This is a genomic window from Streptomyces sp. NPDC008238 (assembly GCF_042956445.1).
GTDB lineage: Bacteria > Actinomycetota > Actinomycetes > Streptomycetales > Streptomycetaceae > Actinacidiphila.
On the sequence record NZ_JBIBGK010000008.1, the window covers coordinates 121443 to 144800 of the forward strand.

General features: G+C 71.7%; 23 protein-coding genes. 16 read left to right on the forward strand and 7 right to left on the reverse strand.

What is annotated here, in order from left to right; translation table 11 throughout:
• On the reverse strand, positions 1-564 hold the full coding sequence (locus tag ACFZAU_RS19250; RefSeq protein WP_500553144.1) for a TetR/AcrR family transcriptional regulator: 564 nt from the start codon (positions 562-564) through the stop codon (positions 1-3).
• Positions 565-729: 165 nt separating this feature from the next.
• Between ACFZAU_RS19250 and ACFZAU_RS19255 the strand changes: the two genes are divergently transcribed.
• Entirely contained in the window at positions 730-1755 is a 1026-nt protein-coding gene (locus ACFZAU_RS19255) for an aldo/keto reductase (protein ID WP_499600794.1), read from the forward strand.
• A gap of 321 nt (positions 1756-2076) precedes the next feature.
• On the opposite strand, the gene ACFZAU_RS19260 is transcribed toward ACFZAU_RS19255, so the two are convergent.
• The 3 genes from ACFZAU_RS19260 to ACFZAU_RS19270 form a co-directional block, all read right to left on the reverse strand.
• Positions 2077-2691 carry a flavin reductase family protein gene (locus ACFZAU_RS19260; protein WP_499600795.1) on the reverse strand — a complete coding sequence of 205 codons (615 nt, stop codon included), beginning with the start codon at positions 2689-2691 and terminating at the stop codon, positions 2077-2079.
• Between the two features lie 202 nt (positions 2692-2893).
• Positions 2894-5521 carry a right-handed parallel beta-helix repeat-containing protein gene (locus ACFZAU_RS19265; RefSeq protein ID WP_500553145.1) on the reverse strand — a complete coding sequence of 876 codons (2628 nt, stop codon included), beginning with the start codon at positions 5519-5521 and terminating at the stop codon, positions 2894-2896.
• A gap of 122 nt (positions 5522-5643) precedes the next feature.
• Entirely contained in the window at positions 5644-6690 is a 1047-nt protein-coding gene (locus ACFZAU_RS19270; RefSeq protein WP_500553146.1) for an aldo/keto reductase, read from the reverse strand.
• A gap of 104 nt (positions 6691-6794) precedes the next feature.
• Here ACFZAU_RS19270 and ACFZAU_RS19275 point away from each other — a divergent pair, with 104 nt between their 5' ends.
• The 8 genes from ACFZAU_RS19275 (at position 6795) to ACFZAU_RS19310 (ending at position 14915) form a co-directional block, all read left to right on the forward strand.
• Complete coding sequence (locus tag ACFZAU_RS19275; RefSeq protein WP_500553147.1) at positions 6795-7814, forward strand: zinc-dependent alcohol dehydrogenase; 1020 nt, start codon at positions 6795-6797, stop codon at positions 7812-7814.
• Positions 7811-8572: an SDR family oxidoreductase gene (locus tag ACFZAU_RS19280; RefSeq protein WP_500553148.1), complete on the forward strand. Its 762-nt coding sequence runs from the start codon at positions 7811-7813 to the stop codon at positions 8570-8572. Before ACFZAU_RS19275 ends, ACFZAU_RS19280 begins: the two co-directional genes overlap by 4 nt.
• 731 nt (positions 8573-9303) lie before the next feature.
• On the forward strand, positions 9304-10674 hold the full coding sequence (locus ACFZAU_RS19285) for an ABC transporter substrate-binding protein (protein ID WP_500553149.1): 1371 nt from the start codon (positions 9304-9306) through the stop codon (positions 10672-10674).
• Between the two features lies 1 nt (position 10675).
• Positions 10676-11629 carry a carbohydrate ABC transporter permease gene (locus ACFZAU_RS19290; RefSeq protein WP_500553150.1) on the forward strand — a complete coding sequence of 318 codons (954 nt, stop codon included), beginning with the start codon at positions 10676-10678 and terminating at the stop codon, positions 11627-11629.
• 2 nt (positions 11630-11631) lie between these two features.
• Entirely contained in the window at positions 11632-12534 is a 903-nt protein-coding gene (locus tag ACFZAU_RS19295; RefSeq protein ID WP_500553151.1) for a carbohydrate ABC transporter permease, read from the forward strand.
• A gap of 31 nt (positions 12535-12565) precedes the next feature.
• On the forward strand, positions 12566-13747 hold the full coding sequence (locus tag ACFZAU_RS19300) for a mandelate racemase/muconate lactonizing enzyme family protein (protein ID WP_500553152.1): 1182 nt from the start codon (positions 12566-12568) through the stop codon (positions 13745-13747).
• On the forward strand, positions 13744-14082 hold the full coding sequence (locus ACFZAU_RS19305; RefSeq protein ID WP_500553153.1) for an L-rhamnose mutarotase: 339 nt from the start codon (positions 13744-13746) through the stop codon (positions 14080-14082). The genes ACFZAU_RS19300 and ACFZAU_RS19305 overlap by 4 nt, the downstream gene beginning before the upstream one ends.
• Entirely contained in the window at positions 14079-14915 is an 837-nt protein-coding gene (locus ACFZAU_RS19310) for an amidohydrolase family protein (RefSeq protein WP_500553154.1), read from the forward strand. Before ACFZAU_RS19305 ends, ACFZAU_RS19310 begins: the two co-directional genes overlap by 4 nt.
• Here ACFZAU_RS19310 and ACFZAU_RS19315 read toward each other — a convergent pair.
• The gene (locus ACFZAU_RS19315; protein WP_500553155.1) at positions 14900-15682 is read right to left on the reverse strand and encodes a FadR/GntR family transcriptional regulator; all 783 of its coding nucleotides are present in this window, start codon (positions 15680-15682) and stop codon (positions 14900-14902) included. The two genes, ACFZAU_RS19310 and ACFZAU_RS19315, sit on opposite strands and share 16 nt — an antisense overlap.
• A gap of 90 nt (positions 15683-15772) precedes the next feature.
• Positions 15773-16363: a hypothetical protein gene (locus tag ACFZAU_RS19320; RefSeq protein WP_500553156.1), complete on the reverse strand. Its 591-nt coding sequence runs from the start codon at positions 16361-16363 to the stop codon at positions 15773-15775.
• Positions 16364-16399: 36 nt separating this feature from the next.
• Between ACFZAU_RS19320 and ACFZAU_RS19325 the strand changes: the two genes are divergently transcribed.
• Complete coding sequence (locus ACFZAU_RS19325) at positions 16400-17110, forward strand: response regulator transcription factor (protein ID WP_500465769.1); 711 nt, start codon at positions 16400-16402, stop codon at positions 17108-17110.
• Positions 17107-18468, forward strand: a complete 1362-nt coding sequence (locus tag ACFZAU_RS19330) for a sensor histidine kinase (protein WP_500553157.1) — start codon at positions 17107-17109, stop codon at positions 18466-18468. The genes ACFZAU_RS19325 and ACFZAU_RS19330 overlap by 4 nt, the downstream gene beginning before the upstream one ends.
• Positions 18469-18507: 39 nt before the next feature.
• Here the strand turns inward: ACFZAU_RS19330 and ACFZAU_RS19335 are convergent, their stop codons facing one another.
• On the reverse strand, positions 18508-19269 hold the full coding sequence (locus tag ACFZAU_RS19335) for a CAP domain-containing protein (protein ID WP_500553158.1): 762 nt from the start codon (positions 19267-19269) through the stop codon (positions 18508-18510).
• A gap of 319 nt (positions 19270-19588) precedes the next feature.
• On the opposite strand from ACFZAU_RS19335, the gene ACFZAU_RS19340 reads away from it, so the two are divergent.
• From ACFZAU_RS19340 to ACFZAU_RS19360, 5 genes are read left to right on the forward strand one after another with little or no spacing between them, the layout of a single operon-like run.
• Positions 19589-20074, forward strand: a complete 486-nt coding sequence (locus ACFZAU_RS19340) for a cation:proton antiporter regulatory subunit (RefSeq protein WP_499600814.1) — start codon at positions 19589-19591, stop codon at positions 20072-20074.
• A 4-nt stretch (positions 20075-20078) separates the two neighbouring features.
• Entirely contained in the window at positions 20079-21296 is a 1218-nt protein-coding gene (locus ACFZAU_RS19345) for a cation:proton antiporter (protein ID WP_500553159.1), read from the forward strand.
• A gap of 53 nt (positions 21297-21349) precedes the next feature.
• Positions 21350-22300 (forward strand): sensor histidine kinase, encoded by a 951-nt coding sequence (locus ACFZAU_RS19350; protein ID WP_500553160.1) that lies wholly within the window; start codon positions 21350-21352, stop codon positions 22298-22300.
• 2 nt (positions 22301-22302) lie between these two features.
• Entirely contained in the window at positions 22303-22962 is a 660-nt protein-coding gene (locus tag ACFZAU_RS19355; RefSeq protein ID WP_500553161.1) for a response regulator, read from the forward strand.
• A complete protein-coding gene (locus ACFZAU_RS19360) occupies positions 22959-23345 on the forward strand; it encodes a DUF4259 domain-containing protein (RefSeq protein ID WP_500553162.1) in 387 nt (128 codons plus the stop codon). The genes ACFZAU_RS19355 and ACFZAU_RS19360 overlap by 4 nt, the downstream gene beginning before the upstream one ends.
• Positions 23346-23358 lie beyond the last annotated feature (13 nt).

The window sequence follows — 23358 nt, forward strand, 5'->3', positions numbered from 1 at the left end:
TCAGTCGCCCCGGCGCAGGCCGGCGACGAGGAGCCCGGCCAGGCGGCGCGCGTCGTAGCGCGGATCGGCCTCCGCGCCGATGCAGAGGTTCCCGACGCCCCGCATGAGCGCGTACGCCTCCACGTCGGAGCGGATCTCGCCCGAGGCGGCGGCCGCGTCGAGCAGTCCGGAGCACACGGGCAGGAGGCGGTCGAGGAAGTAGGCGTGCAGCGCCTCGAAGCCGGCGTTGTCGGACCGCAGCACGGCGGCGAGCCCGTGCTTGGTCACCAGGAAGTCGACGAAGAGGTCGATCCACCGGGCCAGCGCGGCGTACGGGCTCGCGCCGCCGGCCAGCAGCGCGGGCGCGGCCTCGGCGCAGGCGTCGACCTGGTGCCGGTAGACGGCGACGATCAGGTCCGCGCGGGTCGGGAAGTGGCGGTAGATGGTGCCCGTCCCGACACCGGCCCGGGCGGCGATGTCGCGTACGGGGGCCTCCACGCCCGACGCAACGAAGGCCGCGGCGGCCGCCTCGAGCAGGCTCTCCTGATTGCGCCGGGCGTCCGCCCGCGGGGACCTCTCGACCACCGTGCCGCTCCTCCCACGAACCGTGCTTGCCAAAACGGAACCGCGTTCCGTATCTTTAGTGGAACAAGGTTCCGTTTCCTCATGATGCCAGGGCGCTCGCCCCGGGACCAATCCGTGCGCGCTTGCGCCGCGCGACGCCACCCACCCGCAAGGGAGAACACGCACATGCAGTACCGCACCTTGGGCCGCACCGGTGTGCAGGTCAGTTCCCTCGCGCTCGGCGCGATGAACTTCGGCAGCATCGGGCGCACCACACAGGACGAGGCCACCGCCCTCGTCGACGCCGCCGTCGAGGCGGGGATCAACGTCATCGACACCGCCGACATGTACGGCGCAGGCGAGTCGGAGGAGATGGTCGGCAAGGCACTCGCCGGCCGCCGCGACGACATCGTGCTGGCCACGAAGGCGGCCATGCCGATGGGCGAGGAGCGCAACCACCGCGGAGGCTCCCGCCGCTGGCTCGTCAGGGCCCTGGAGGACAGCCTGCGCCGGCTCGGCGTCGACCACGTCGACCTCTACCAGATCCACCGGTGGGACCCGGCCACAGCCGACGAGGAGACCCTGTCGGCCCTGACCGACCTGCAGCGCGCGGGCAAGATCCGCTACTTCGGCTCCTCGACCTTCCCCGCGTACCGCATCGTGCAGGCCCAGTGGGCCGCCCGCGAACACCACCTGGGCCGCTACGTCACCGAACAGCCCGGCTACTCCGTCCTCCAGCGCGGTGCGGAGACCCATGTGCTGCCGGTGGCCGAGGAGTACGGCCTCGGCGTGCTGGCGTGGAGCCCGCTGGCCTCGGGCTGGCTGTCGGGGGCGATCCGCGAGGGCCGCGCGGTCACCACCAGCCGCTCGTCCTTCATGCCGGAGCGCTTCGACACCGCGCTCCCCGCCAACCGGGCCCGGCTCGACGCCGTGGAGCGGCTCGCCGCGCTCGCCGACGGCGCCGGCCTGACCATGGTCCAGCTCGCCCTCGGCTTCGTGACGGCGCACCCCGCCGTCACCGCCGCGATCATCGGCCCCCGCACCCCGGACCACCTGCGGGCCCACCTCGCGGCCGCGGACACCGTGCTCGGCGACGACCTGCTCGACGCGATCGACGAGATCGTCGCCCCCGGCCTCGACCTCGCCCCGCACGAGAAGTTCGACACCCCGCCGGCCCTGCTCGACCCGTCCCTGCGCCGCCGCCGCGCCTGACGCCCGACCAGGGGGCCGGTCCCCGCACCGGCGACGGCACCGGGGGTGGCCGGTGCGGCCGGCGGCGTCACCACCGCCGGCCCGGGCCGGCCGATCCGGGCCCGACGGACCGCTCCCGGCTAGGGCGTGTCGTCAAATGCCCGCCTACCCAGCGACGCCTGGCACGGCACTCCCCCAGCTCCGCTGGGAGGTGCCCCCACGCTGCGTTGTCGAATCGTCCGAGTAGCCCACTACGAGGACGACTCTCCGCCTTGCGATGCACCACACCAGACGCCGCTGGGCCCGCCCTTCGGGCGGCCGGCGCTCATTCGACGACACGCCCTAGCCCTGGACGACGCCCGGCCAGTCGGCGTAGCGGATGCGGGAGATCTCCAGGACCTCGCCGGTCGTGCCCCACTCGTCCTTGCCGAGACGGGCCAGCGGGCGGAGCTTGCGGACGTCGGGGTGGCCCTCGGCCATCGCGGCCTCGGAGACCGCGGCGTGCACGACACGGCCGAAGACCACGGTGGAGTCGCCGAGGGTGACCGTGCTGTGCAGTTCGCACTCCAGGGCGACGGGCGAGGCGGCCACGCGCGGCGGCTTCACGGCACGGCTGGGCTCGCGGGCGATGCCGACCGCGTCGAACTCGCTGACGCCGCGCGGGAAGTCGGTGGCGGTGGCGTTGATCTGCTCGAAGAGGTGCTCGGGCGCGAGGTTGACCACGAACTGCCGGGTCTCCTCGATGTTGCGCAGCGAGTCCTTCCGTCCCACGGAGGTGAACTGCACCACCGGCGGGCTGACGCACGCGACGGTGAAGAAGGAGTGCGGTGCGAGGTTGGCCGTCCCCGCCTCGCTGAGCGTCGAGACCCAGGCGATGGGGCGCGGGACGACCACCGAGGTCAGGAGCTTGTAGAACGGGGTCCGGCCCATGGCCTCGGGATCGAAGTCGATACGCATGGCCGACAGTATCCCCCTCGGCGGGTACGGATCCTCACCGACCTGTCCGCCCGGCCGGAGGTTCCGGCCACCGTGCATGTGCGACCTTCGTTGAATGCGGCCGCCGCACGGGCCGGAAGGCCGTGCGGGGCGGGCGTGCACCCACCCCGCACGACCCGGCCGGACTCGGCGCTCCCCCTCGCCGACCCAACGTGAGCGGTGCCTACGGCATCGTCGCGCCCTGGATGGAGGCGAAGTCGAACTGGTTGATCGCCGACTGGGTGGCGTCGTGGGACGTGGAGAAGATGCCCGCGTCCTGCGTCGCTGCGGCCGAGGTCAGCGTCACGGGCTGACCGATCGGGACGTAGTTGGCGCCGTCGTAGGAGTACGAGGCGCTGAACGAGGTGCCCGAGCGGGTGAGCTTCACCCAGATGGGGCGGTAGATGTCGACCGCGGCGCGGGCGTCGGTGTCCAGGTACCCGTCACCGTTGGCGTCCCACTCGAACACGACGCCGTTGCGGGCGGTGACGGCGACGACGGCGTACCCGGTGGAACTGCCCGCCTTGGTCATGTCGTTGCGGACCATGACCCCGGATTTGGCCCAGGCGTTGGCGTCGTTGACCGACACGACCCTGGTGGACACGCTCGAGTCGGCCTTGAAGCCGGACCGGTAGACCGAGCCGAACTGGTCGTCGTGCTGACCGCCGGCGCCCCACACGTCGGCGCCGGCCGCCGCGATCCCGAACGCCTTGCCGTTCTGGCCGAAGTACGAGCTGACGGCCGAGCTTCCCGCGGTGCGGAAGGCGGGGGCGACCGGTCCGCCGGCCGGGCAGCCGCTGAAGCCGAACTGGTTCGCGTTGAGCGACGTGCGGTACTGCGGCGCGACACCGGCCTGGCAGATCACGTCCCGTGCGCCCGCGCGCCAGTTGGCGCCGTTGACCTTCACGTTGTTGATCAGCTGGTTGTTGTGCGCCGCGGCGTTCGGCGTCGAGGCTCCGCCGGAGTTGTACCAGTTGTTCTGGATGAGGTTGTCACTGGTGTTGTTGCGGAGGCTGTACGCGTTGGTGAAGAGGAAGGAACCGCCCTGGACCACGTTGTTCTCGTACGTGGTCGAGCGCGTGCCCTCGTCGAGGTAGAGGCCGACTCCCGAGATGTTGAACAGGTAGTTCTTGGTGACCACCGTTCCGGGGCTCGCGGAGAGGTTGTAGACCGACCCTCCGTCGGCGAAGCGGGCCTTGGTGTTGTGCACGAGGTTGCCCTCGACGCGGTTGTCCTTGAGCGTCGTCGGCGTCGTGTACTGCGTGTTCCACTTGTAGTAGCCGCGGTCGACGTAGTCGTTCGAGCCCCCGGCGTCGTTGATGCCCCAGCCGTAGCCGGTGTCGATGCCGTCGTAGGGGACGTTGGAGACCTCGTTGTGCAGGATGCGGGCGCCGGTGACGTAGGTGCTGAGGATGCCGCTGTTGTCCTTGTAGTCCACCGCCACACGGTTGATCGTGTTGTCGGAGATCAGGACGTTCCTGTTGGTCATCCTCGGATCACTGGGGTGGTGTGCGTCAGGCAGCACGCCGCCGACCGCGACGCCGTGCCCGCTGTTCTCCGTGAACCGGTTGCCGACCACCTCGACGTCGGCGGCGCCCAGCCCGACTCCGGTCGCCATGGCGTTGGCGTCGTTCCCGATGCCCAGCGCCGACTGGCCGAGGTTGGTGAACGTGTTGCCGGTGAACGAGATGCGGGCGGCGGCGGAGACCTGGACGGCGGCGGGCTCCTGGTACCAGCTGGTGCGGGCTCGTTCGAACATCTCGCAGCCGCGCGAGCAGTTGGTGAAGGCGTCGGCGGGGCGGTAGCTGTAGGCGCCCTTGATGAACAGGCCGTTCTGCTGGTCCGCGTACCCGTCGGTCGAGGGGCCGAGCCAGGAGGTCCCGGAGAACTGGATGCCCTCGAAGGAAAGACCGGTCACGGGCTCGTCGTACGTCCCGCCGATGCTGACCAGCGTCTGCAGCCGGGGCAGTTCGATGTCGAGCTGGTTGGGGTCGACCCCGTCGGCCGGCTTGTAGTAGAGCTTCCCGGCGGACGGGGATATGTACCACTGGCCGACCTGGGTGAGGAAGCTCAGTGAGTTGTCGAGGTACCAGCTCGGACCGGCCAGGAACGAGTTCTGGACGGTGTCCCAGCCCCAGGTGTTGTTGTCCCAGGCCGGCTGCGCCATCGTGATCCCGGTGGCGCTGATGCTCTGCACCGGCGAGTAGCGGTTGGTGAAGTCGCCGAGGGACTCGAACTCGATACGCCCCTGGTCGGGGAGCGTGGCGAGGTAGCTCAGCGCCGGGTTCTTGAAGGTCAGACCCGTCGAGGTGGGAGTGACGTCCGCGTTGGCCAGGCGGATGGCGGCGCGGGGGGCGATCACGCCGTTCACGTAGAGCTGGCGTGTGTCGAGGCCGCTGGGGGTGTCCGCCTCCCAGATGCCCGACCCCGCCGCGGACTTGGACCACCCGGAGACCTCCGAGGCGCCGGTCACGACCGGATGGGCGCCCGGTGCGGCGGCCCAGTGGACGGTGTGGTCACCGCCGTCGTCGTCGGGTCCGAACCGCAGCGGCTCGGAGAGGCGGTACGTACCGTCGGCGAGGTGGACGACCACGTCACCGTGCTTGACCGCGGGGCGGGCGACATGCTGCGCCCGCTCCAGCGAGCACGGCTGCGCCTGGCTGCAGTGCCCGGCGTCCTTCCCGTCCGGCGCGGCGAAGTACTCGGCCCGTGGCGCGGCTTGAGCCTGGAGAGGAATGAGCGCCGATGCGATGACTGCGCAGGCGCCGAGCGCCGCGAGGGTGCCCGTACGGCGTCTCCATCGTCTGCTCACCGAGCGTGTCGAGTCTGACGTCGATGTCATGTTCGATCGCTTCCTGTGATAGGGGCGTTGATGCCCGCCACAGAGTTAGCATACGTATTATGTTTGTGACAAGATACATATGACGTTTTAACTCAAGCCCTGGAGAACGGACTTGTCCGCACTGGGTCGGGGACGAGCCCGGTGACGTGCAGCTCCTCCCACAGAGCCTCCGGGATCACCACCCGGTACCGTGCGACATTGCCGCGCACGTGCTCCTCGGTGCGCATCCCCGTCACCACCGAGACGACCGCGGGGTGGCGCAGCGGGTACTGGACGGCGGCTGCGGGAAGCTCCACGCCGTGCCGCTCGCACACCGCCGCGATGCGGGCGGCGCGTTCGACGACGGTCCGCGGCGCCGCTCCGTAGTCGTAGGGCGCCGAGCCGTCCACCACCGCACCGCTCAGCAGCCCGGAGTTGTATACCGCCGCGGCGACGACGCCGACACCGCGGGCGGCGGCGACGGGCAGCAGATCCTCCAGTGCCGACTGGTCGAGCAGGGTGAACCGCCCGGCGACCATCACCACGTCGACGTCGGTCCGTCTGACGAACTCGGCCGGCATCGCGGCCTGGTTCATACCGACACCGATGGCACCGACGACGCCCTGCTCCCGGAGCCCGGCCAGAGCGGCGATCCCGCTCGACGACGCCGGCCCCCAGTGGTCGTCCGGGTCGTGCAGGTACGCGATGTCGAGCCGATCCGTCCCGAGCCGTGCCAGTGACTGCTCGACGGAGCGGAGGATCCCGTCGCGGCTGAAGTCCCAGACCCGCCTCTTCGCCGCCGGCACGACGAACCCGTCGTCGTCGGGCCGGTGGGCCGTTTCCGGGCTGTCCACGAGCAGGCGCCCGGCCTTCGAGGAGATGACCGCACCTGGTCGGGGCGCCGCGCGCAGGGCGTTCCCCAGGCGGCGTTCGGAGAGCCCGAGGCCGTAATGCGGCGCGGTGTCGAAGTAGCCGATCCCCTCCTCGGCCGCGGCTTTCACGGCGCGATGCGACGCGTCGTCGGTCGTCTCGGTGAACAGGTTGCCGAACTGGGCCGCACCCAGGCCCAATTCCGTGAGCCGGTGCCCGGTTCGCAAGGCCCGGGTCGGGAGCGTCTGCTGCGTGGATGCGGGGTCGCGCGGCGGCGGTTCGCTGGTCATGCGGGCGACTATAACGGCGACAGCATACGTATGATGTTTCCTGCTAAGGTGCGCAGGGCTGCGGGCCGGAACGGCCCGCGACGGAGCGAGGAGGGCCGATCGGCATGTTGGCGGCACGTTACGCAGGCGCGCGCACGATCACGGTCGAGGAGCTGGAACCGGCTGAGCCGCGTGCGGGGGAGGTCCAGGTCGCCGTGGCCTACGTCGGGATCTGCGGCACGGACCTCCATGTGTTCCACGGGGACATGGACGGCCGGGTCGACAGGCCGGCGACCATCGGGCACGAGATGTCGGGCACGATCGCCGCGCTCGGCGCCGGCGTGGAGGGCTGGTCGGTGGGTGACGCGGTGACCGTCATGCCGCTGGCCTGGGACGGCACGTGTCCGGCCTGCCGGGCGGGGAACGAGCACGTCTGCCAGAACCTGGACTTCATAGGCATCGACAGCCCCGGAGCCCTCCAGGAGTACTGGAACGTACCGGCGTCGGCACTCGTGCGGCTGCCCGCGGCGCTCCCGCTGCGGGACGCCGCGCTGGTGGAGCCCGTCGCGGTCGCGGTCCACGACGTACGGCGTTCCGGACTGGCCGCGGGCGACAAGGCGGTCGTCATCGGTGCGGGTCCGATCGGTGTTCTGATCGCGCTCGTCGCCGCCTCGTCCGGTGCGGAGGTCGTGATCGCCGAGATCGACCCGAGCCGGCGGGCCGCCGCGCAGGAGATGGGGCTCACGGCCCTGGACCCCTCGACGGTCGACCAGGTCGCCTGGGTGGAGAAGTGGACGGACGGCGCCGGAGCGGACGTCGTGTTCGAGGTCTCCGGTTCGGCCGCCGCCGTGCTCGGCGCCACGAGCCTGGCGAAGGTCCGCGGCACGCTCGTGGTGGTGGCCATCCACCCGCAGCCGCGCCCCGTCGACCTGCACCGCGTGTTCTGGCGGGAGTTGAGGCTGCTCGGCGCTCGGGTCTACCGGCGTCAGGACTTCGAGCGCGCCGTGGAGCTCGTCGCCGAGGGCGCCGTCCCGGCCGAGCAGATCATCACGGGCGTCGTGCCCCTGGGTGAGGTCGCCTCGGCCTTCGGCACCCTCGAGGCCGGTCAGGCGATGAAGCTGCTCGTCGAGGTGAGCGCGTCATGAACCCGTTCGACCTGACCGGACGTCTGGCGGTCGTGACGGGGGCCAAGCGGGGCATCGGGTTCGCCGTCGCCGAGGCCCTGGCCGCGGCCGGTGCCGACATCGTCGCCGTCTCCGCCACCCTCGATCCGGCGTCGTCGGCGATCGGCGACCGCGTACGCGCGCTCGGCCGGGAGTTCTCGGGACACCGCGTCGACTTCGCGGACCGGCGGCAGGTGACCCGGTTCGCCGACGAACTGGCCGCGGGCGAGCGCCCGGTGGACATCCTGGTCAACAACGCGGGGACCATCCGCCGTGCTCCGGCCGCCGAGCACTCCCTGGAATGGTTCGACGAGGTGCTCGAAGTCGATCTCACGAGCACGTTCGTGCTCAGCCAGGTCCTCGGGCGGCGGATGCTGGACGCGCGCTACGGGCGCATCGTCTTCACCGCCTCCCTGCTCTCGTTCCAGGGCGGGATCAACGTACCGGGCTATGCGGCGGCCAAGTCCGGCGTGGCGGGCCTGGTCCGGGCGCTCTCGAACGAGTGGGCCGGACGCGGTGTCACCGTCAACGGCATCGCCCCCGGCTACATCGCGACCGACAACACCCAGGCGCTCCAGGACGACCCCGACCGGTCCCGCGCGATCCTCGAGCGGATCCCGGCGGGACGGTGGGGCACGGCGGAGGACATCACGGGCGCGGCCGTGTTCCTGGCGTCGGACGCCGCGCGCTACGTCTCCGGGACGATCCTGCCGATCGACGGAGGCTGGCTCGGCCGATAGGGCCGGACGGGTACCTGCCGCCCTTCGGGGAGGCGGCAGGGCCGTTCGGCCGCCGGCGTCGGCGGGCTGCTCGGCATGAGGCGGTCCGGGTGGGGCGTGCCGGGACCGTCGCCCTCCGTCCGCGGGGTGTTGACGGCGCCGGAGGCAACGGTGTCGGCACGAGGGTCGTCGATCGCGACGCGCCGACCGGCCCCGCGACGCGTCATGGGTGCCGGTCGGCGTGAGGAGCCGGCCCGGTAGGTACCGCCCGCGGAGCGTCCGGTCATTCCGCCGGCGCTCTCGGACCGGCTCCCGCTCGGTCAAGGACCGTTGACGCGCCGCGAGGTGGCGGTCGTGGTCGGCATGGACGCGGTGCAGGCCCGGGAGGAAGCCGCTGCGGTCGAAGGCCACCCGGCCCGGGGAAGGTCGGGGGCGGCGTCAGCATTCGGTGCCGTTGTCGACGAGCGGGCGGATCCCGTGTCGCCCGGTGGCAGTACGCCTCTCACCCCGCCCCGTGTGGCGTACACAACAGCCGCTCGATTCAGCCGAGTTGAACTGAGCCCGTGGAAGCGCTTGCGACGCGGCGGCACCAGTTCCTCCAGCGACTCGTTCCAGCCTCGCGACCCCAACCACCAAGCCCCCGAGGGCAACTGCTCAAGATGATGCGGCTCCAGCTCGTGACAAACATCATACGTATGCCCTACAGTCCTCGCGCGGAGTCGTCAGAGAAGTCGACAAGACAAGGACATCCCATGGCCGGAATCCATACTGTGGTGCGTTCGCGCCGTAAGGCGCCGACCGTCGCCGTGATATGCGCCGCAACGGCGTTGCTGGCCCTCGCTGGTTGCGGCGGCCAAGGCAGCTCGGCCAACGGGGAGTACGGCTTCCCCGAAGCCAAGCAGGAGGCCTCCTCGACGATCACCGTCTGGGTGGACGCCGACCGGCAGGCCGCCGCGAAGGCGTTCCAGGCGAAGAACCCGGACACCAAGATCAAGGTCGTCACCTACGACGGCTCGGCCAACGGGTCCAACTCCTTCCGGACGAAGATGCAGCTCTTCGACCGCGCCGGCAGCGGCTGGCCCGATGTCGTCTTCTCCAGCCAGAACAACGACGCGTCGTGGGCCAGCCAGAAGAGCGGCGGCAAGCAGGCGTTCGCGGCGGTGCTGGACAAGGGCCTGGTCCCGAAGGAGACGCTCGGCAACTTCACCGCGGGCTCGCTCAACCCGTGCACGGTGGAGGGCCGCGTGTACTGCCTGCGCAACGACCTCGCGCAGGCGGTGCTCTGGTACAACAAGTCCCTGCTGGAGCAGTTCGGCTACGCACTCCCGGCCACCTGGGAGGAGTACCAGGCTCTCGGGGAGAAGGTCGCCAAGGAGCACCCCGGCTACATCGTCGGGACGGCCGGGGACGCCTGGACGCCCGAGGTGTTCATGTGGGGGAGCAAGTGCCAGGCCAATGACGTGACCGGCCCCAAGTCCGTCACCGTGAAAACGGACTCGACCGAGTGCAAGCGGGCGGCCTCGATGCTCGACACCCTCCGCGGCAACGGGACGGTTCCGGTGGTCAGCGTGTTCACCCCCGAGTTCCTGAAGAAGTACACGGGCAAGGTGCTGATGATGCCCGGTCCGGCCTGGTACGCCGGCGCGATCTTCAACAACCCCCAGTCGCTCAATGTGAAGGCCGGGCAGCTCGGTGTCGCCGCGCCGCTGCCGTGGAAGGGCGAGAACGAGGCCGCGACAGGCAACGTGGGTGGCGGCACCTGGTTCGTCTCCAGCCACTCGAAGAACCTGAAGGCCGCCGAGAAGTTCGTCGAGTTCGCCACCACGGCCGACGAGTACCAGGTCGATGTCGCCCCGGGTTACCCGGCGTACGCGCCCGCCGCACAGAAGTGGGTCGCCAAGCAGGAGGCGAGCAAGTACTACGCCACGCCGCTGGAACCGGTGGTGACCGCCGCGTCCCAGGTCTGGAACGGCTGGGGCTACCCCACCTTCAGCCAGGAGGCGATCTGGGCGAAGACGATCACCCCGGGGGTCACGGGCGGCACGTCGATCGTGGACCTGCTTCCGGAGTGGCAGACGGCGATCGCGAACCAGGCCAAGGTCAACGGATACACGGTGAAGTGACATGACCCTCGCTCCCCCGAGTGGCCGGCCGGCCGTCGACGCCCCAGGGCGGCGGCGGCCCGGCCGGGGCGGCGGCCGGCCGCCCGGCCGCGCCTTCGCCCGCAGTCCCATCGGCTACCTCTTCGTCTCGCCCTACGCGCTGTTCGCCGTCGCCTTCGGGATCGTCCCCTCGCTCTACGCGGTGGTCCTGGCCTTCACGAACGCCGACGGCGGATTCGCGGGCTTCGACAACTTCACCAAGGTCGTGGGCGACTTCCGGTTCTGGCCGGCCGTGTCCCACGTGACCGTCTACCTCGTCATCTGGCTCCTCGCGCTGGTCGTCCTCGTCGTCGGCCTGGCGCTGGTGGTCCACGCCGTAAGTGTGCGGTGGGTGAGCACAACCCTGCGCTTCGTCTACTACCTGCCGGGCGCGCTCGCGGGCGCCTCCAGCGTGCTGCTGTGGCTCTTCGTCCTCGATCCGACCGCGAGCCCGGTCAGCGGTCTGCTCTCGGCGATGGGGTTCGACAGCTTCGTGCAGGTGATCCAGCCCGGTCACCTCCCGGCGATCTTCGCGATCATCGCGTTCTGGACCGGGGCCGGCGGATGGATCCTCATCATGTACGGGGCGCTCAACAACATCAGCACCGACGTGATCGAGGCCGCCCGCATCGACGGTGCGAACGCCGTCCAGATCGCGCTGCGGATCCAGCTGCCGATGCTGCGCAAGTGGGTCGCGTACATGGGCGTCATGTCGCTCGCGGCCGGCACCCAGCTGTTCGTCGAGCCACAGCTGCTCAGCCAGGCCAGCAACGCGGTGGTGCCCAACGACTACTCGCTCAACCAGCTGGCCTACCAGTACGCCTTCCAGCAGAACGACTTCAACGGCGCGGCCGCGATCTCGCTGATCCTGCTGGTCGTCGCACTCCTGCTGTCCTGGGTGTTCGTGACCCGCGGCGGCCTCTTCGAGAAGGAATGACCATGGCAGCACTCTCCGCCGATCGCCGCCGGCCGAGCCTCAGCGGGTGGAGCGGTCGGTCCATCATCGGCGTCCTGCTCGTCGTCTTCGTCCTGTTCTTCGCGGTTCCGATCATCTGGCTGCTCCTCGCGGTCACGAAGTCCTCGAAGACGCTCGTCGTCGGCAACCCGTTCTCCATCGGGTCGTGGTCGGACCTCACCACCAACTGGCACCAGTTGTTCGGCTTCCAGGACGGAGCGGTGACGACCTGGATCGGGAACTCCGCGCTGTACGCGGTCGGCGCTCTGGTGATCACGCTCCTCGTGAGCATCCCCGCCGGCTACGCGCTCGCGCTCACGGAGTTCAGGCTCCGGCAGGCGCTGCTCGTGCTGACACTCGTCGTCATGCTGATCCCCAACACCGCGCTGGTGCTGCCCATCTTCCTCGAGCTGAACAGCATCGGCCTGATCGGGAGCCCGCTGTCGGTGATCCTGCCCATGTCGTTCTTCCCGTTCGGCGTCTACCTCACCTACATCTACTTCTCGACCAGCATCCCCCGTGACATCCTCGCGGCCGCGCGCATCGACGGCTGCAACGGGTTCCAGGTGTTCACCCGGGTCGCCCTTCCGCTGGCCGCCCCGATCGTCGCCTTGGTGGCGTTCTTCAGCTTCGTGCAGAACTGGAACAACTTCTTCCTCCCGTTCGTCATGCTGCCCTCGAGCGACGGCTACCCGGTCCAGGTCGGGCTCACCTCGCTCCTGGCTTCGACCCCGGCCTTCAACCCCAGTTCCGCGGGATCCGACTCCGTCCAACTGCCCACCCTGGCGCTGGGAACGATCGTGTCGATCCTGCCCGTCCTGGTCGTCTTCCTGTTCTCCCAGCGATTCCTGGTCGCTGGCATGACAGCAGGAGGAACCAAGGAATGACCGCTCGCACATGCAAGGAGAACCACCGCCGATGAAGATCACCGGGTACCGCAGTCTGAGCACCGTTCACGACTGGGGCAGGATCACCGGGGACGTCAACGGTGTCCAGCCCGGCCACGCCACACCCGTCCCGGTCCTCGTCATCGAGACCGACACCGGGATCGAGGGAGTCGGCCTCGGGTCCCACGCCGACATCGCCCGGGTCTTCCCCGCGATCGAGGGGGATGACCCGCGGTCGGTCACGGCGCTCTACGACCGCATGCTCGACTGGGTGTTCAAGGCCGGCCACTCGGGATCCACCTTCGGCACCATCGGGGCCGTCGACATGGCCCTCTGGGACATCAAGGCGAAGGCCGCCGACGAGCCGCTCTGGCGGACCCTCGGCGCCCGCGAGCGCTTCGTCCCCGGGTATGCGTCCGGCCTCGAGTACGGCTTGACCGACGACGAACTCGCCGAACTCTACGGCCGGTTGGCGGAGCGCGGGTTCAAGGCCGGCAAGCTCAAGGGCGGCCGCGACCTCGACCGCGACCTGCCCCGGCTGGAGATCATGCGCGACGTCCTCAGCCGCAACTCCCGCCGGCCGGCGCTCATGTTCGACGCCAACGAGGCATGGAACCACGCCCAGGCGGCCCGGTACGTCGCGGCCATCGAGGAGCGGATGGACCTCACCTGGGTGGAGGAGCCGCTGCGCCGGTGGGACGCGGCCGGCATGGCCTCGCTGCGCGGGAAGGTGCGGGCGGCGATCGCGAGCGGCGAGAACCTGACGGGACTGGAGCAGTACCGCCCCCTGCTGGACGCCAACGCGGTCGACATCGTGCAGGTCGGCAACGTGTGGGGGATCACCCACTTCCTGCGCGTCGCGACGCTCGCGCACGCCCACGACCTGCCGGTGAGTCCCGTCGCGTACAACGCGAACCCGGTGGCGCACGCGGCCGCCGCCGTGCCGAACCTTCTGACCTTCGAGGTCCAGGACCTCGTCTTCCCCGTCGGTCTCGACGTCGACCAGCAGTTCGACGACGGAGGCATCGTCCTGGGCGACCGGCCGGGCATCGGGATCGTCGTCGACGAGTCGAAGATGTCCCCGGCCGACGGCCCGGCGCCCCTGCCGGCGCTGACCGGACCGCACATCCGGCCCGAGCGGGCCGCCCTGCGGCTGGTGGCCGAGCCGGACGTGATGGAGGACCCGACGTACCGCGGAGGCCGACTCTCATGACCCGTTCCCCCGAGCGCAGGGCCTTCGTCGTGGGCGTGCGGCCCGAGAAGCGCGAGGAGTACCTGGCGCTGCACCGTGCTGTCTGGCCGGGCGTCGAGCGAAAGCTCACCGAATGCAACATACGCAACTACAGCATCTTCATCTTCGGCGACATCCTCTTCGCCTACTACGAGTACGTCGGCGAGGACCACGAGGCGGACATGCGGCGGATCGCCGACGACCCCGTGTCGCAGGAATGGTGGACGCACACCGACCCGTGCCAGGTGAGGATCGCCGAGGAACGTGATCCCGGGGCCCTGTGGCAGCCCGTGGAGGAAGTGTGGCACCTGGCATGAACACCCGTATCGACGCCCATGTGCACCTGTGGGACCGGGCCGTGGACCCGCAGGACTGGATCGACCCGGAGACCATGGCGCCGATCGCCCGCGACTTCGGGGCCGTTGATCTGAGCGGGATGCTGGCCTCGACCGGACTCGACGCTGCCGTGGTCGTGCAGTCGAGCAACAGCCTCGACGAGAGCATCCGGCTCGCCGCGCTGGACTCGCCGGCCGTCGCCGGCCTCGTCGCGTGGGTCGACCTCACGGCGGAGGTGGGGCCCCAGCTCGACCGGATCCGCGAGAACGCCGCTGTCCCCGTCGTCGGGGTGCGGCATCTGGCCCACATCGACCCGGACCCGGAGTGGTTGACGCGTGAGGAGGTCGGCGCGGGCCTCGGCGCGCTGGAGCGGGAGGGTCTCTGCTTCGACCTCGTCGTGCGTGAGTGGCAGCTCACCCAGGCGACCCGCCTGGCCGCGCGCCACGACGGACTCCGCTTCGTGCTCGACCACCTGGGCGGTCCGCCCGGGCCCGGGCAGGACAGGACCACGTGGGCGGCGCGGCTGCGGCAGCTCGCACGGCAACCGAACGTCGTCGCAAAGGTCTCGGGACTGACGTCGGGCCTCGCCCCCGGATCATGGTGTGCGGACGATCTCGCCGCCCCGGTGATGATCGCCCTGGGATCCTTCGGCCCTGAGCGTCTGCTCTACGGCTCCGACTGGCCGCTGGCCGAGCTCGGCGGGGGCGCGGCGCCCTGGAAGTCCGCTCTGGAAACCCTGCTCCCCGGGCTCTCCGCCTCGGAACGCACCGGTGTGTTCGGCGGCAACGCGGCCGACGTCTACTCGCTGGCCTGATCGCGCGCCCGGCCGCGCGCCCGCGGCGCGTGGTCGGGCAGCCGCCGGCGCTCCCACGCGATGTGGATGTGGTCGTGCATCGCCTTCTGGGCCGCGGCGACGTCCTGCCGCGAGATGGCGTCGACGATCGCCGCGTGTTCCTTCAGCGTCAGGGTGAACGCGTCGGGCGGGTCGATGCCCTGGTAGCGGCTGGACTCCACGGCGCGTTTGTACAGGTGCTTGGCGATGTTCTCCGCGAGCCGGTTGCCGGAGAGGTCCATGACCGCGTAGTGGAACATCACATCGGCCTGCCGGAAGGAGTCCGTCTCGGTCTGGCTCTCACGCATCGTGTTCAACGCGTTCTCCAGCCTCCGCAGACCGTCCGCGCTGCGGGAACCGGCGACCGCGCCCGCCATGGCCGACTCCAGGCTCGCCCGCACGATCGTCAGCTCGTCGAGGACACCGAGCGTCTCGTCGTTGTCGATCAGCGCGGAGAGCACCACCGGGTCGAGCATGTTCCAGTAGCCCGGCGCCCGCACCTGGGTGCCGCGACCCTGGGCGACGATCACCAGGCCCTTCTCCTCGAGCCGCTTCACCGATTCCCGCAGCACCGTGCGGCTCACGCCGAAGTGCTCGCTCAGCGGACCCTCCGGGGGCAGCAACTGGCCTTCCTGCAACTGGCCCGTCACGATGAGGTCGACGAGCTCGGCAACGACGGCGACACCCAGGCGGCCGGCCGGCAGGCGTGGCGGGAACAGACGGGTCGAGGGCTGCGGCTCGGTTGGCATACGTATGACCTTATCGCTCAGTCAATACCGCGGTCGAAGAGGTTCCGGAAGCTTGCGGCGCCCAGTATCCCGGTCGCCGTCCGTGCCGGGTCACCAGGACACCTCGCGGATGGTCGCCTTGCTCTGCGGGGTGGTCGTGGCGACGATCTCGGAGCGGTGCCGGTCGCCGGAGAACGTCACCGTCAATTGCTGCGCCCCGGCGCGCCGGGTGGAGACGGTGAACCCGCTGGCGGGCACGGCCGAGACGAGGCACACGGCGTCCTCGCCGAAGCGCACCGAGGCCTGGCCGCCCTGGGACTGCAGGGTGTGGACCCCTGCGCCGCCGGTGCCGCAGTCGACGGGCGTGGCGGACGGGGGGCTGGCGGTGCGGGTGGCGGGCGGGGTGGTGGCCGGCCGGACCGGGGTCCGGGTGGGCCGGCGCACGGTGGTGCGGCCGGGGGTGCGCTTCGCGGCCGGGGACGCCGGTGCGGAGTGCGAGGGAGAGGGGGATGTGGAGGGCGATGGGGAGGCTTGCGCCGCGGAGGGGCTGCCGGCGGCGAGCGCGCTCTCGGGGACGTCCCGCGCGACGGGCGGCGTCGGGCGCGTCGAGCCCACCACGAAGCCCACGGTGAGCATGACCGCGGTCACGCTGACCGCGGTGCACGAGAGCCATATGACGACGTAGCGCAGGTACCGGGGCACGCCGCCATCTTTCCCGACCGGCTACTGTCCCTCCACATGGCATCCGTACTCCTGGTCGAGGACGACCCCGCGATACGCGCGCGGCTGGTCGAGGTGCTGACCGCACACGGCCACGTGGTCCACAGCTCGGCCTACGGTTTCGAGGCGCTGCGGCAGGCGGCGCAGCGCCCGCCGGACGCGGTGGTGCTCGACCTCGGGCTGCCGGACCTGGACGGGGTGGACGTGCTGCGGATGCTGCGCGGCATCTCGCGGGTCCCGGTGCTCGTCACGACCGCCCGCGACGAGGACAGCGAGGTGATCCGGGTGCTGAACGCGGGCGCCGACGACTACCTCGTGAAGCCGTTCTCCGGGGGCCAGTTGGTGGCCCGGCTGACGGCGGTGCTGCGCCGCTCGGCCATGGCCCCCGCGCCGCAGCCGCAGGGCCCGGCCCCGGAGGGCCCGGCCGGCGGGCTGCGGGTGGGCGGTCTGCTGATCGACGTACCGGCCCGGGTGGCGTACCACGACGGGCTGGAACTGCGCCTGACCAGGCGGGAGTTCGACCTGCTCGCCTATCTGGCCGAGCACGCCGGCCGGGTGGTGCCGCGCGGCCGCATCCTGGCGGACGTGTGGCAGCAGTCCTACGTGGAGGACCAGACGATCGACGTCCATCTGTCGGCGCTGCGCCGCAAGCTGGGCGAGCGGGCCTCGCAGCCGCGCTACCTGCACACCGTCCGGGGCGTCGGCATCAAGCTGGTGACGCCCCGATGAGACGCGCCCTGGCGGGGGTGGCGCTGGCGGTGACGTCGATGGTGGCGCTGTCGTTCCTGATCCCGCTGGCCCTGCTGGTGCAGTCCGAGGCCCGTACGCGGGCGACCACCGTCGCCGAACAGCGGGCCGCGGCGCTGGCGCCGGTGCTGGCCCTGACCACCCGGCCGGCGGACGTCCAGCAGGCGGTGGCGGGGCTGGACTCGGGCGACCACCTGAGCGTGCGGCTGCCCGACGGGCAGGTGGTCGGCACGGTGCACGCCTCGCAGGAGGCCATGGACCGGGCGGCCGACGGGCGCCGGACGATGGCCTCGGACACCTCCGCGGGCTGGGTCTACCTCCAGCCGGTGATCCTGGCCCGGGACCGGGTGGCGGTGGTGGAGGCCTTCGTCCCCCGCGCCGACCTGGACCGCGGGGTGAAGGCCTCCTGGGCGATGATGGCGCTGCTGGCGCTGGGCCTGGTGGCGGGGTCGGTGCTGGTCGCGGACCGGCTGGGGGCGCGCGTGGTGCGGGCCTCCCAGGGCCTGTCCCGTGCCTCGCGCTCGCTCGGCGCGGGGGAACTCGGCATCCGGGTCGAGCCGGCCGGGCCGCCCGAACTGCAGGAGGCCGGGGCGGCCTTCAACACCATGGCCGACCGGGTCGTGGAACTGCTCGCCATGGAGCGGGAGCTGGTCGCGGACCTCTCGCACCGGCTGCGGACCCCGCTGACCCGGTTGCAGCTGGAGGCCGAGCGGATCGCGGCGCAGGTCCCCGGCTACCGGGGCGAGGACCTGGAGGCCGCGATCGCGCACCTGGAGAGCGAGCTGGACTCGATCATCGACACGGCCCGCACACCGCTGTCGGCGCCGCCCGAACGCCCGGGCCGCGCACCGGAGTGCGACGTGTCGGCCGTGGTGCGCGGCCGGGTCGAGTTCTGGTCCGTCCTGGCGGCGCAGCAGGGACGCGAGTGCCGCCTGGAGGCGACGGCGGAGGAGACCGCGGTGCCGCTCGGCGCGGACGACCTCGCGGCGGTCGTCGACGCGCTGATCGGCAACGTGTTCCGGCACACCCCGCAGGGCACGGCGCTTGCGGTCACGGTGGCCAGGGCCGGCCGGGCCGTGCTGCTCACGGTGGACGACGCGGGGCCGGGGATCAGCGACCCGGACACCGCCCGGGCCCGCGGGGTGAGCGTCGGCGGGTCCACCGGCCTCGGCCTGGACATCGTGCAGCGGACGGCGGCCGCCGCCGGCGGCGGCATGGAGATCACCAGGGGCCCGCTGGGCGGCGCGAGGGTGCGGGTGACGCTCGGGCTCGCCGGCGGGCCGCCTGTGGGGGGATGGAAAGCGGCCCGACGCACGAGGCGTCACCCGCACCCGGCCTGAGGCCGACCGGCCGCCCCAGCTGACCGGCCGGTCGGCGGTTCAGCGGGGCGTGCCGAAGTCCTGGGTCCACCAGGGACCGTTGGACGACGTGTTCACGCCGACCCCGATCTGCTCGAAGTCGCAGTTGAGGATGTTCGCCCGGTGCCCCTCGCTGTGCATCCAGGCGTCCATCACGGCGGCTGCGGTCTGCTGACCGACCGCTATGTTCTCGCCGAGCCTCGACCACGGGTACCCGGCGGCGTCGACGCGCCCGGCCATGGTGGAACCGTCGGGGCCGGTGTGGGAGAGGACGCCGGAGCGGGCCATCACGTCCGTGTAGTCCTGGGCGGCGTCGGTGAGCCGCGACTCCAGCGCCACCGGACGGCATCCGGCGGACGCCCGCTCGACGTTGACCAGCCGGACGATCTCCGCGACGACGGAGTCCTCAGCGCCGGACTTCGGGGGCTGCGCCGTGACGGTCGTCTTGGCCGGTGACGGGGTCACCGTGCGGGTCGGCGTGGCGGAGGGCCGCGGTGCGCGGGTGTGCCGCGAGGCCGGCTTGCGCCGCTCCGGGGAGGCGGACGGGCTGGGGCTCGCGGTCGTCGGACCGGGGCTCGCGGTCTCCGGGAGTGCGTCGGAGGCGACGGGGTCGTCGCCCTCCCGGTCGCCGGCCGCGAGCGGGGCCCTGTCCTTGCCGCCGACGTGGTTCCCGAACTGCGCACTGGTCCCGGCCAGGGCGCCCGCTGCCACCGTCGCCACGGCGGCGGCCAGCGGCCAGGACCGCGCCGAACCGGCGCGGCGTCGTTTCCTGTGGGAACTCATGCTCGGGGTACCTCCGGACGACGGGACTTCACCCGGCACGTCCGTACGCGATGTGCCGGGCACTGTGACCCTAGGCGCCCCGGGCGGAGAACTCGCCGGTCGGGAGCGGATCTTCAAGAACACATAAGGCTGCGCTCAGGTAGGACACCGGTTCCTGGGGCCTTTCCCGTCCGCGGTGTGGGAACCGTCACACGGGCCCGCGATGGGTGTCAGCACCCATATCGGCCCGCTTCGCCCGGATGAAAGGATGAGGCTCCACGGGGGACGAAACGGACGAGGAACCGGGCGGCGGTGTGCCGTCCGTGAAGGGATTCGAGCTGTGCCAGCTCCGCGGATGAGCACGACACCATTGCCGGGCATCGGTGTCCGGTACGACCTCACCACGCGGGACCGGCGCCATCTGTCGGTGGTCGCCCACCGCGACGGGTCGCGGACGGTGAACGTGTACCGCGCCGACGACCCGGACGCGTGCGCGCAGTCGCTGCGGCTGACCGGGGCCGAGGCCATGTCGCTGATCGACGCGCTGATGCCGACGCACCACAGCCCCAACCTGCTGCACACGACCGACCTCGGCCTGGTCGCGGAGCGCATCGAACTGCCCGTCACCTCGCACTGGAACGGCCGCCTGCTCGGCGAGACCCGGATGCGCACGGACACCGGCGCCTCCATCGTCGCCGTGCTGCGCAGGGCGGACGCGATCCCCTCCCCCGCACCGGACTTCCGCCTGTCCGGCGGCGACACGCTGATCGTCATCGGCACCCGCGAGGGCGTCGAGGCCGCCGCCGCGATACTCGGGCGGGAGTGAGCCCTTGCACTCCGCGGTCTTCCTCATCGAGTTCGGCGCCATCATCCTCGGTCTCGGCCTGCTCGGCCGGGTCGCCGGACGGTTGCGCTTCTCCCCCATCCCCCTCTACCTGCTGGCCGGTCTCGCCTTCGGCGAGGGCGGGATCCTGCCGCTGGGCACCAGTGAGGAGTTCGTGGCGATCGGCGCCGAGATCGGCGTCATCCTGCTGCTGTTGATGCTCGGCCTGGAGTACACCGCGAGCGACCTGATCGGGAACCTGCGGACGCAGTACCCGGCGGGACTGGTCGACATCGCGTTCAACGCGCTGCCGGGCGCGGTGGCGGCGCTGCTGCTCGGCTGGGGCCCGGTCGCCGCGGTGGTGCTGGCGGGCGTCACCTGGATCTCCTCCTCCGGGGTCATCGCCAAGGTGCTGGGCGACCTCGGGCGGCTCGGCAACCGCGAGACGCCGGTCATCCTGAGCATCCTGGTCCTGGAGGACCTGGCGATGGCGGTCTACCTGCCGATCCTCACCGCCCTGCTGGCCGGGGTCGGCTGGGCGGCGGGCAGTGTGACGCTGGCCGTGGCGCTGGGCGCCGCGGGCCTGGTGCTGCTGGTCGCGGTCCGCTTCGGGCGGGTCATCTCCCGCTTCGTCTCCAGCGACGACCCGGAGAAGCTGCTGCTCGTGGTGCTGGGCCTGACACTGCTGGTGGCGGGCATCGCCCAGCAGTTGCAGGTGTCGGCGGCGGTGGGTGCGTTCCTGGTGGGCATCGCCCTGTCCGGGGAGGTCGCCGAGGGCGCCCACTCGCTGCTGAGCCCGCTGCGGGACCTGTTCGCGGCCGTGTTCTTCGTGTTCTTCGGTCTGCACACCGACCCGGCGAGCATCCCGCCCGTCCTGCTGCCGGCGCTGGCGCTGGCGGTCGTCACCGCGTTCACCAAGATCGCCACCGGGTACTGGGCGGCACGCCGCGCCGGGGTCGCGGTGCGCGGCAGGTGGCGGGCGGGCGGCGCGCTCGTGGCGCGGGGCGAGTTCTCCATCGTCATCGCGGGGCTCGGCGTCACGGCGGGCATCGAACCGGCGCTGGGTCCGCTGGCCACCGCGTACGTCCTTCTGCTGGTGGTCTTCGGCCCGCTGACCGCCCGCTTCACCGAGCCACTGGCCCGGGCGCTGACGGGCCGCCGCGCCCCGGTGCGCAAGAGCGGCGCCGAGCCGGAGCGTACCCCGTCCCCCGTCGCCGGGGACTGACCCCGCGGCGGGGCCCGGTCCCCGCACGTCACCCCGAGAGGAGGCCCTGGGCCGTGTCGCTGTTCTGGCGGATCTTCCTGCTCAACGCCGTCGTACTGGTGGTGGCGACGACGCTGCTGCTGGGGCCGGTCACGGTCTCCTCCCCCGTCCTGCCGGCCGAGGCGGCGGTGGTCGTGGCGGGCCTGGCCGCGATGCTGGTCGCCAACGCCGTGCTGCTGCGCGTCGGGCTGGCGCCGCTGCGCCGGCTCACCCGCGCCATGGCGGCGGCGGACCTGCTGCGGCCCGGCAGCCGGCCGGCCGCCGCCGGGCACGGGGAGGTCGCCGAGCTCATCACGACGTTCAACACCATGCTCGACCGGCTGGAGAGCGAACAGGCCGCCGGCAGCGCCCGCGTGCTGTCCGGCCAGGAGGCGGAGCGGCAGCGCATCGCGCAGGAACTCCACGACGAGGTCGGGCAGACGCTCACCGCCGTGCTCCTGCAGCTCAAGCACGTCACCGAACTGGCCCCCGGCCCGCTGCGCGAGGAACTGCACCAGGTCCGCGAGACCACCCGCGGGAGCCTGGAGGAGATCCGCCGCATCGCGCGCCGGCTGCGGCCCGGGGTCCTGGAGGAACTCGGCCTGCCGAGCGCGCTGCGCGCGCTGACCGCCGAGTTCACCTCGCCGGCGCTGGCGGTGGCGCTGCGCCTCGACCCCGAACCGCCCGCCCTGGACGAGCAGACCGAACTGGTCCTGTACCGGGTCGCCCAGGAGGGCCTGACCAACACCGCGCGCCATGCGGGCGCGGCCCGGGTGGAGCTGCGGATGGAACGCACCGCGGGCGGCACGCGCCTGACCGTCCGCGACGACGGCAAGGGTCTGGGCGCCGCGCCGGAGGGCGCCGGGATCCGGGGGATGCGCGAACGCGCCCTGCTGGTCGGGGCGCGGCTCACGCTCGGCCCCGGGCCGGGCGGTGGCGGTACCGAGGTACGGCTGGACGTACCCGCGCCCGAGGAGGACCACTGACCGTGCCCGAGGCGGCGAAGACCCGCATCCTGCTCGCCGACGACCACGCGCTGGTGCGCCGCGGGGTGCGGATGATCCTCGACGACGAACCGGACCTGACCGTCGTCGCGGAGGCCGGGGACGGCGCCGAGGCCATCGAGCAGGCCCGCGCCCACGAACTCGACCTGGCGGTCCTGGACATCGCGATGCCCCGCCTCACCGGGCTGCAGGCGGCCCGCGAACTGTCCCGGCTGCGGCCCGGGCTGCGCATCCTCATGCTGACGATGCACGACAACGAGCAGTTCTTCTTCGAGGCGCTGCGCGCCGGGGCCAGCGGCTACGTCCCGAAGTCCGTCGCCGACCGCGACCTCGTGGAGGCCTGCCGGGCGGCGGTGCGTGACGAGCCGTTCATCTACCCGGGCGCCGTCACCGCGCTCGTGCGCAACCTGCTGGAACGCGCCCGGCAGGGCGAGCCGCTGCCCGCCCGGGCCGTCACCGAGCGGGAGGAGGAGATCCTGAAGCTGGTCGCCGAGGGCCACACCTCCAAGGAGATCGGCGACATCCTCTTCATCAGCGCCAAGACGGTCGAGCGCCACCGTGCCAACATCCTGCAGAAGCTGGGCCTGCGCGACCGGCTGGAACTCACCCGGTACGCGATCCGGGCCGGGCTGATCGAACCGTGAGCGGAGGAACGATGGGCAGCTGGGGCAGCGGCAACTTCGACGGGGACACGGCGGCGGACCATCTGTCGCTGCTCACCGCGCGGCTGGTCCGCGAGGTCGAGGACGCCGTGGCCGGCGCGCCGGGGACGTTGGAGCCCGACGAGTACTGGGGCGTGGCCGTGCCCTGCAACGTGGAACTGCTCCACCTGATCGCCGGCCGGGGGTGGGCAGGCGCGGTGCTGCCCGCTGCCGCGACGGTCCACCGGTGGAAGGCGGCCCATCTCGCCGCCTGGGACGCGGCGATCGACGACCTGGAGCCCTCGCCGGAGTACCGCGCCGAGCGGCGCGCGGTCCTCGTCCGCACCTTCGACGCGCTGGCGGAGCTCGCCGCGCGCGGGGCGTAGTCGTCACCGGGCC

Excerpts from the sequence above, each read along its gene's own strand:
- ACFZAU_RS19255 (WP_499600794.1), top strand. The coding sequence starts at position 730 with ATGCAGTACCGCACCTTGGGCCGCACCGGTGTGCAGGTCAGTTCCCTC.
- ACFZAU_RS19260 (WP_499600795.1), bottom strand. The coding sequence starts at position 2,691 with ATGCGTATCGACTTCGATCCCGAGGCCATGGGCCGGACCCCGTTCTAC.
- ACFZAU_RS19270 (WP_500553146.1), bottom strand. The coding sequence starts at position 6,690 with ATGACCAGCGAACCGCCGCCGCGCGACCCCGCATCCACGCAGCAGACG.
- ACFZAU_RS19275 (WP_500553147.1), top strand. The coding sequence starts at position 6,795 with ATGTTGGCGGCACGTTACGCAGGCGCGCGCACGATCACGGTCGAGGAG.
- ACFZAU_RS19280 (WP_500553148.1), top strand. The coding sequence starts at position 7,811 with ATGAACCCGTTCGACCTGACCGGACGTCTGGCGGTCGTGACGGGGGCC.
- ACFZAU_RS19285 (WP_500553149.1), top strand. The coding sequence starts at position 9,304 with ATGGCCGGAATCCATACTGTGGTGCGTTCGCGCCGTAAGGCGCCGACC.
- ACFZAU_RS19290 (WP_500553150.1), top strand. The coding sequence starts at position 10,676 with ATGACCCTCGCTCCCCCGAGTGGCCGGCCGGCCGTCGACGCCCCAGGG.
- ACFZAU_RS19295 (WP_500553151.1), top strand. The coding sequence starts at position 11,632 with ATGGCAGCACTCTCCGCCGATCGCCGCCGGCCGAGCCTCAGCGGGTGG.
- ACFZAU_RS19300 (WP_500553152.1), top strand. The coding sequence starts at position 12,566 with ATGAAGATCACCGGGTACCGCAGTCTGAGCACCGTTCACGACTGGGGC.
- ACFZAU_RS19305 (WP_500553153.1), top strand. The coding sequence starts at position 13,744 with ATGACCCGTTCCCCCGAGCGCAGGGCCTTCGTCGTGGGCGTGCGGCCC.
- ACFZAU_RS19310 (WP_500553154.1), top strand. The coding sequence starts at position 14,079 with ATGAACACCCGTATCGACGCCCATGTGCACCTGTGGGACCGGGCCGTG.
- ACFZAU_RS19315 (WP_500553155.1), bottom strand. The coding sequence starts at position 15,682 with ATGCCAACCGAGCCGCAGCCCTCGACCCGTCTGTTCCCGCCACGCCTG.
- ACFZAU_RS19325 (WP_500465769.1), top strand. The coding sequence starts at position 16,400 with ATGGCATCCGTACTCCTGGTCGAGGACGACCCCGCGATACGCGCGCGG.
- ACFZAU_RS19330 (WP_500553157.1), top strand. The coding sequence starts at position 17,107 with ATGAGACGCGCCCTGGCGGGGGTGGCGCTGGCGGTGACGTCGATGGTG.
- ACFZAU_RS19335 (WP_500553158.1), bottom strand. The coding sequence starts at position 19,269 with ATGAGTTCCCACAGGAAACGACGCCGCGCCGGTTCGGCGCGGTCCTGG.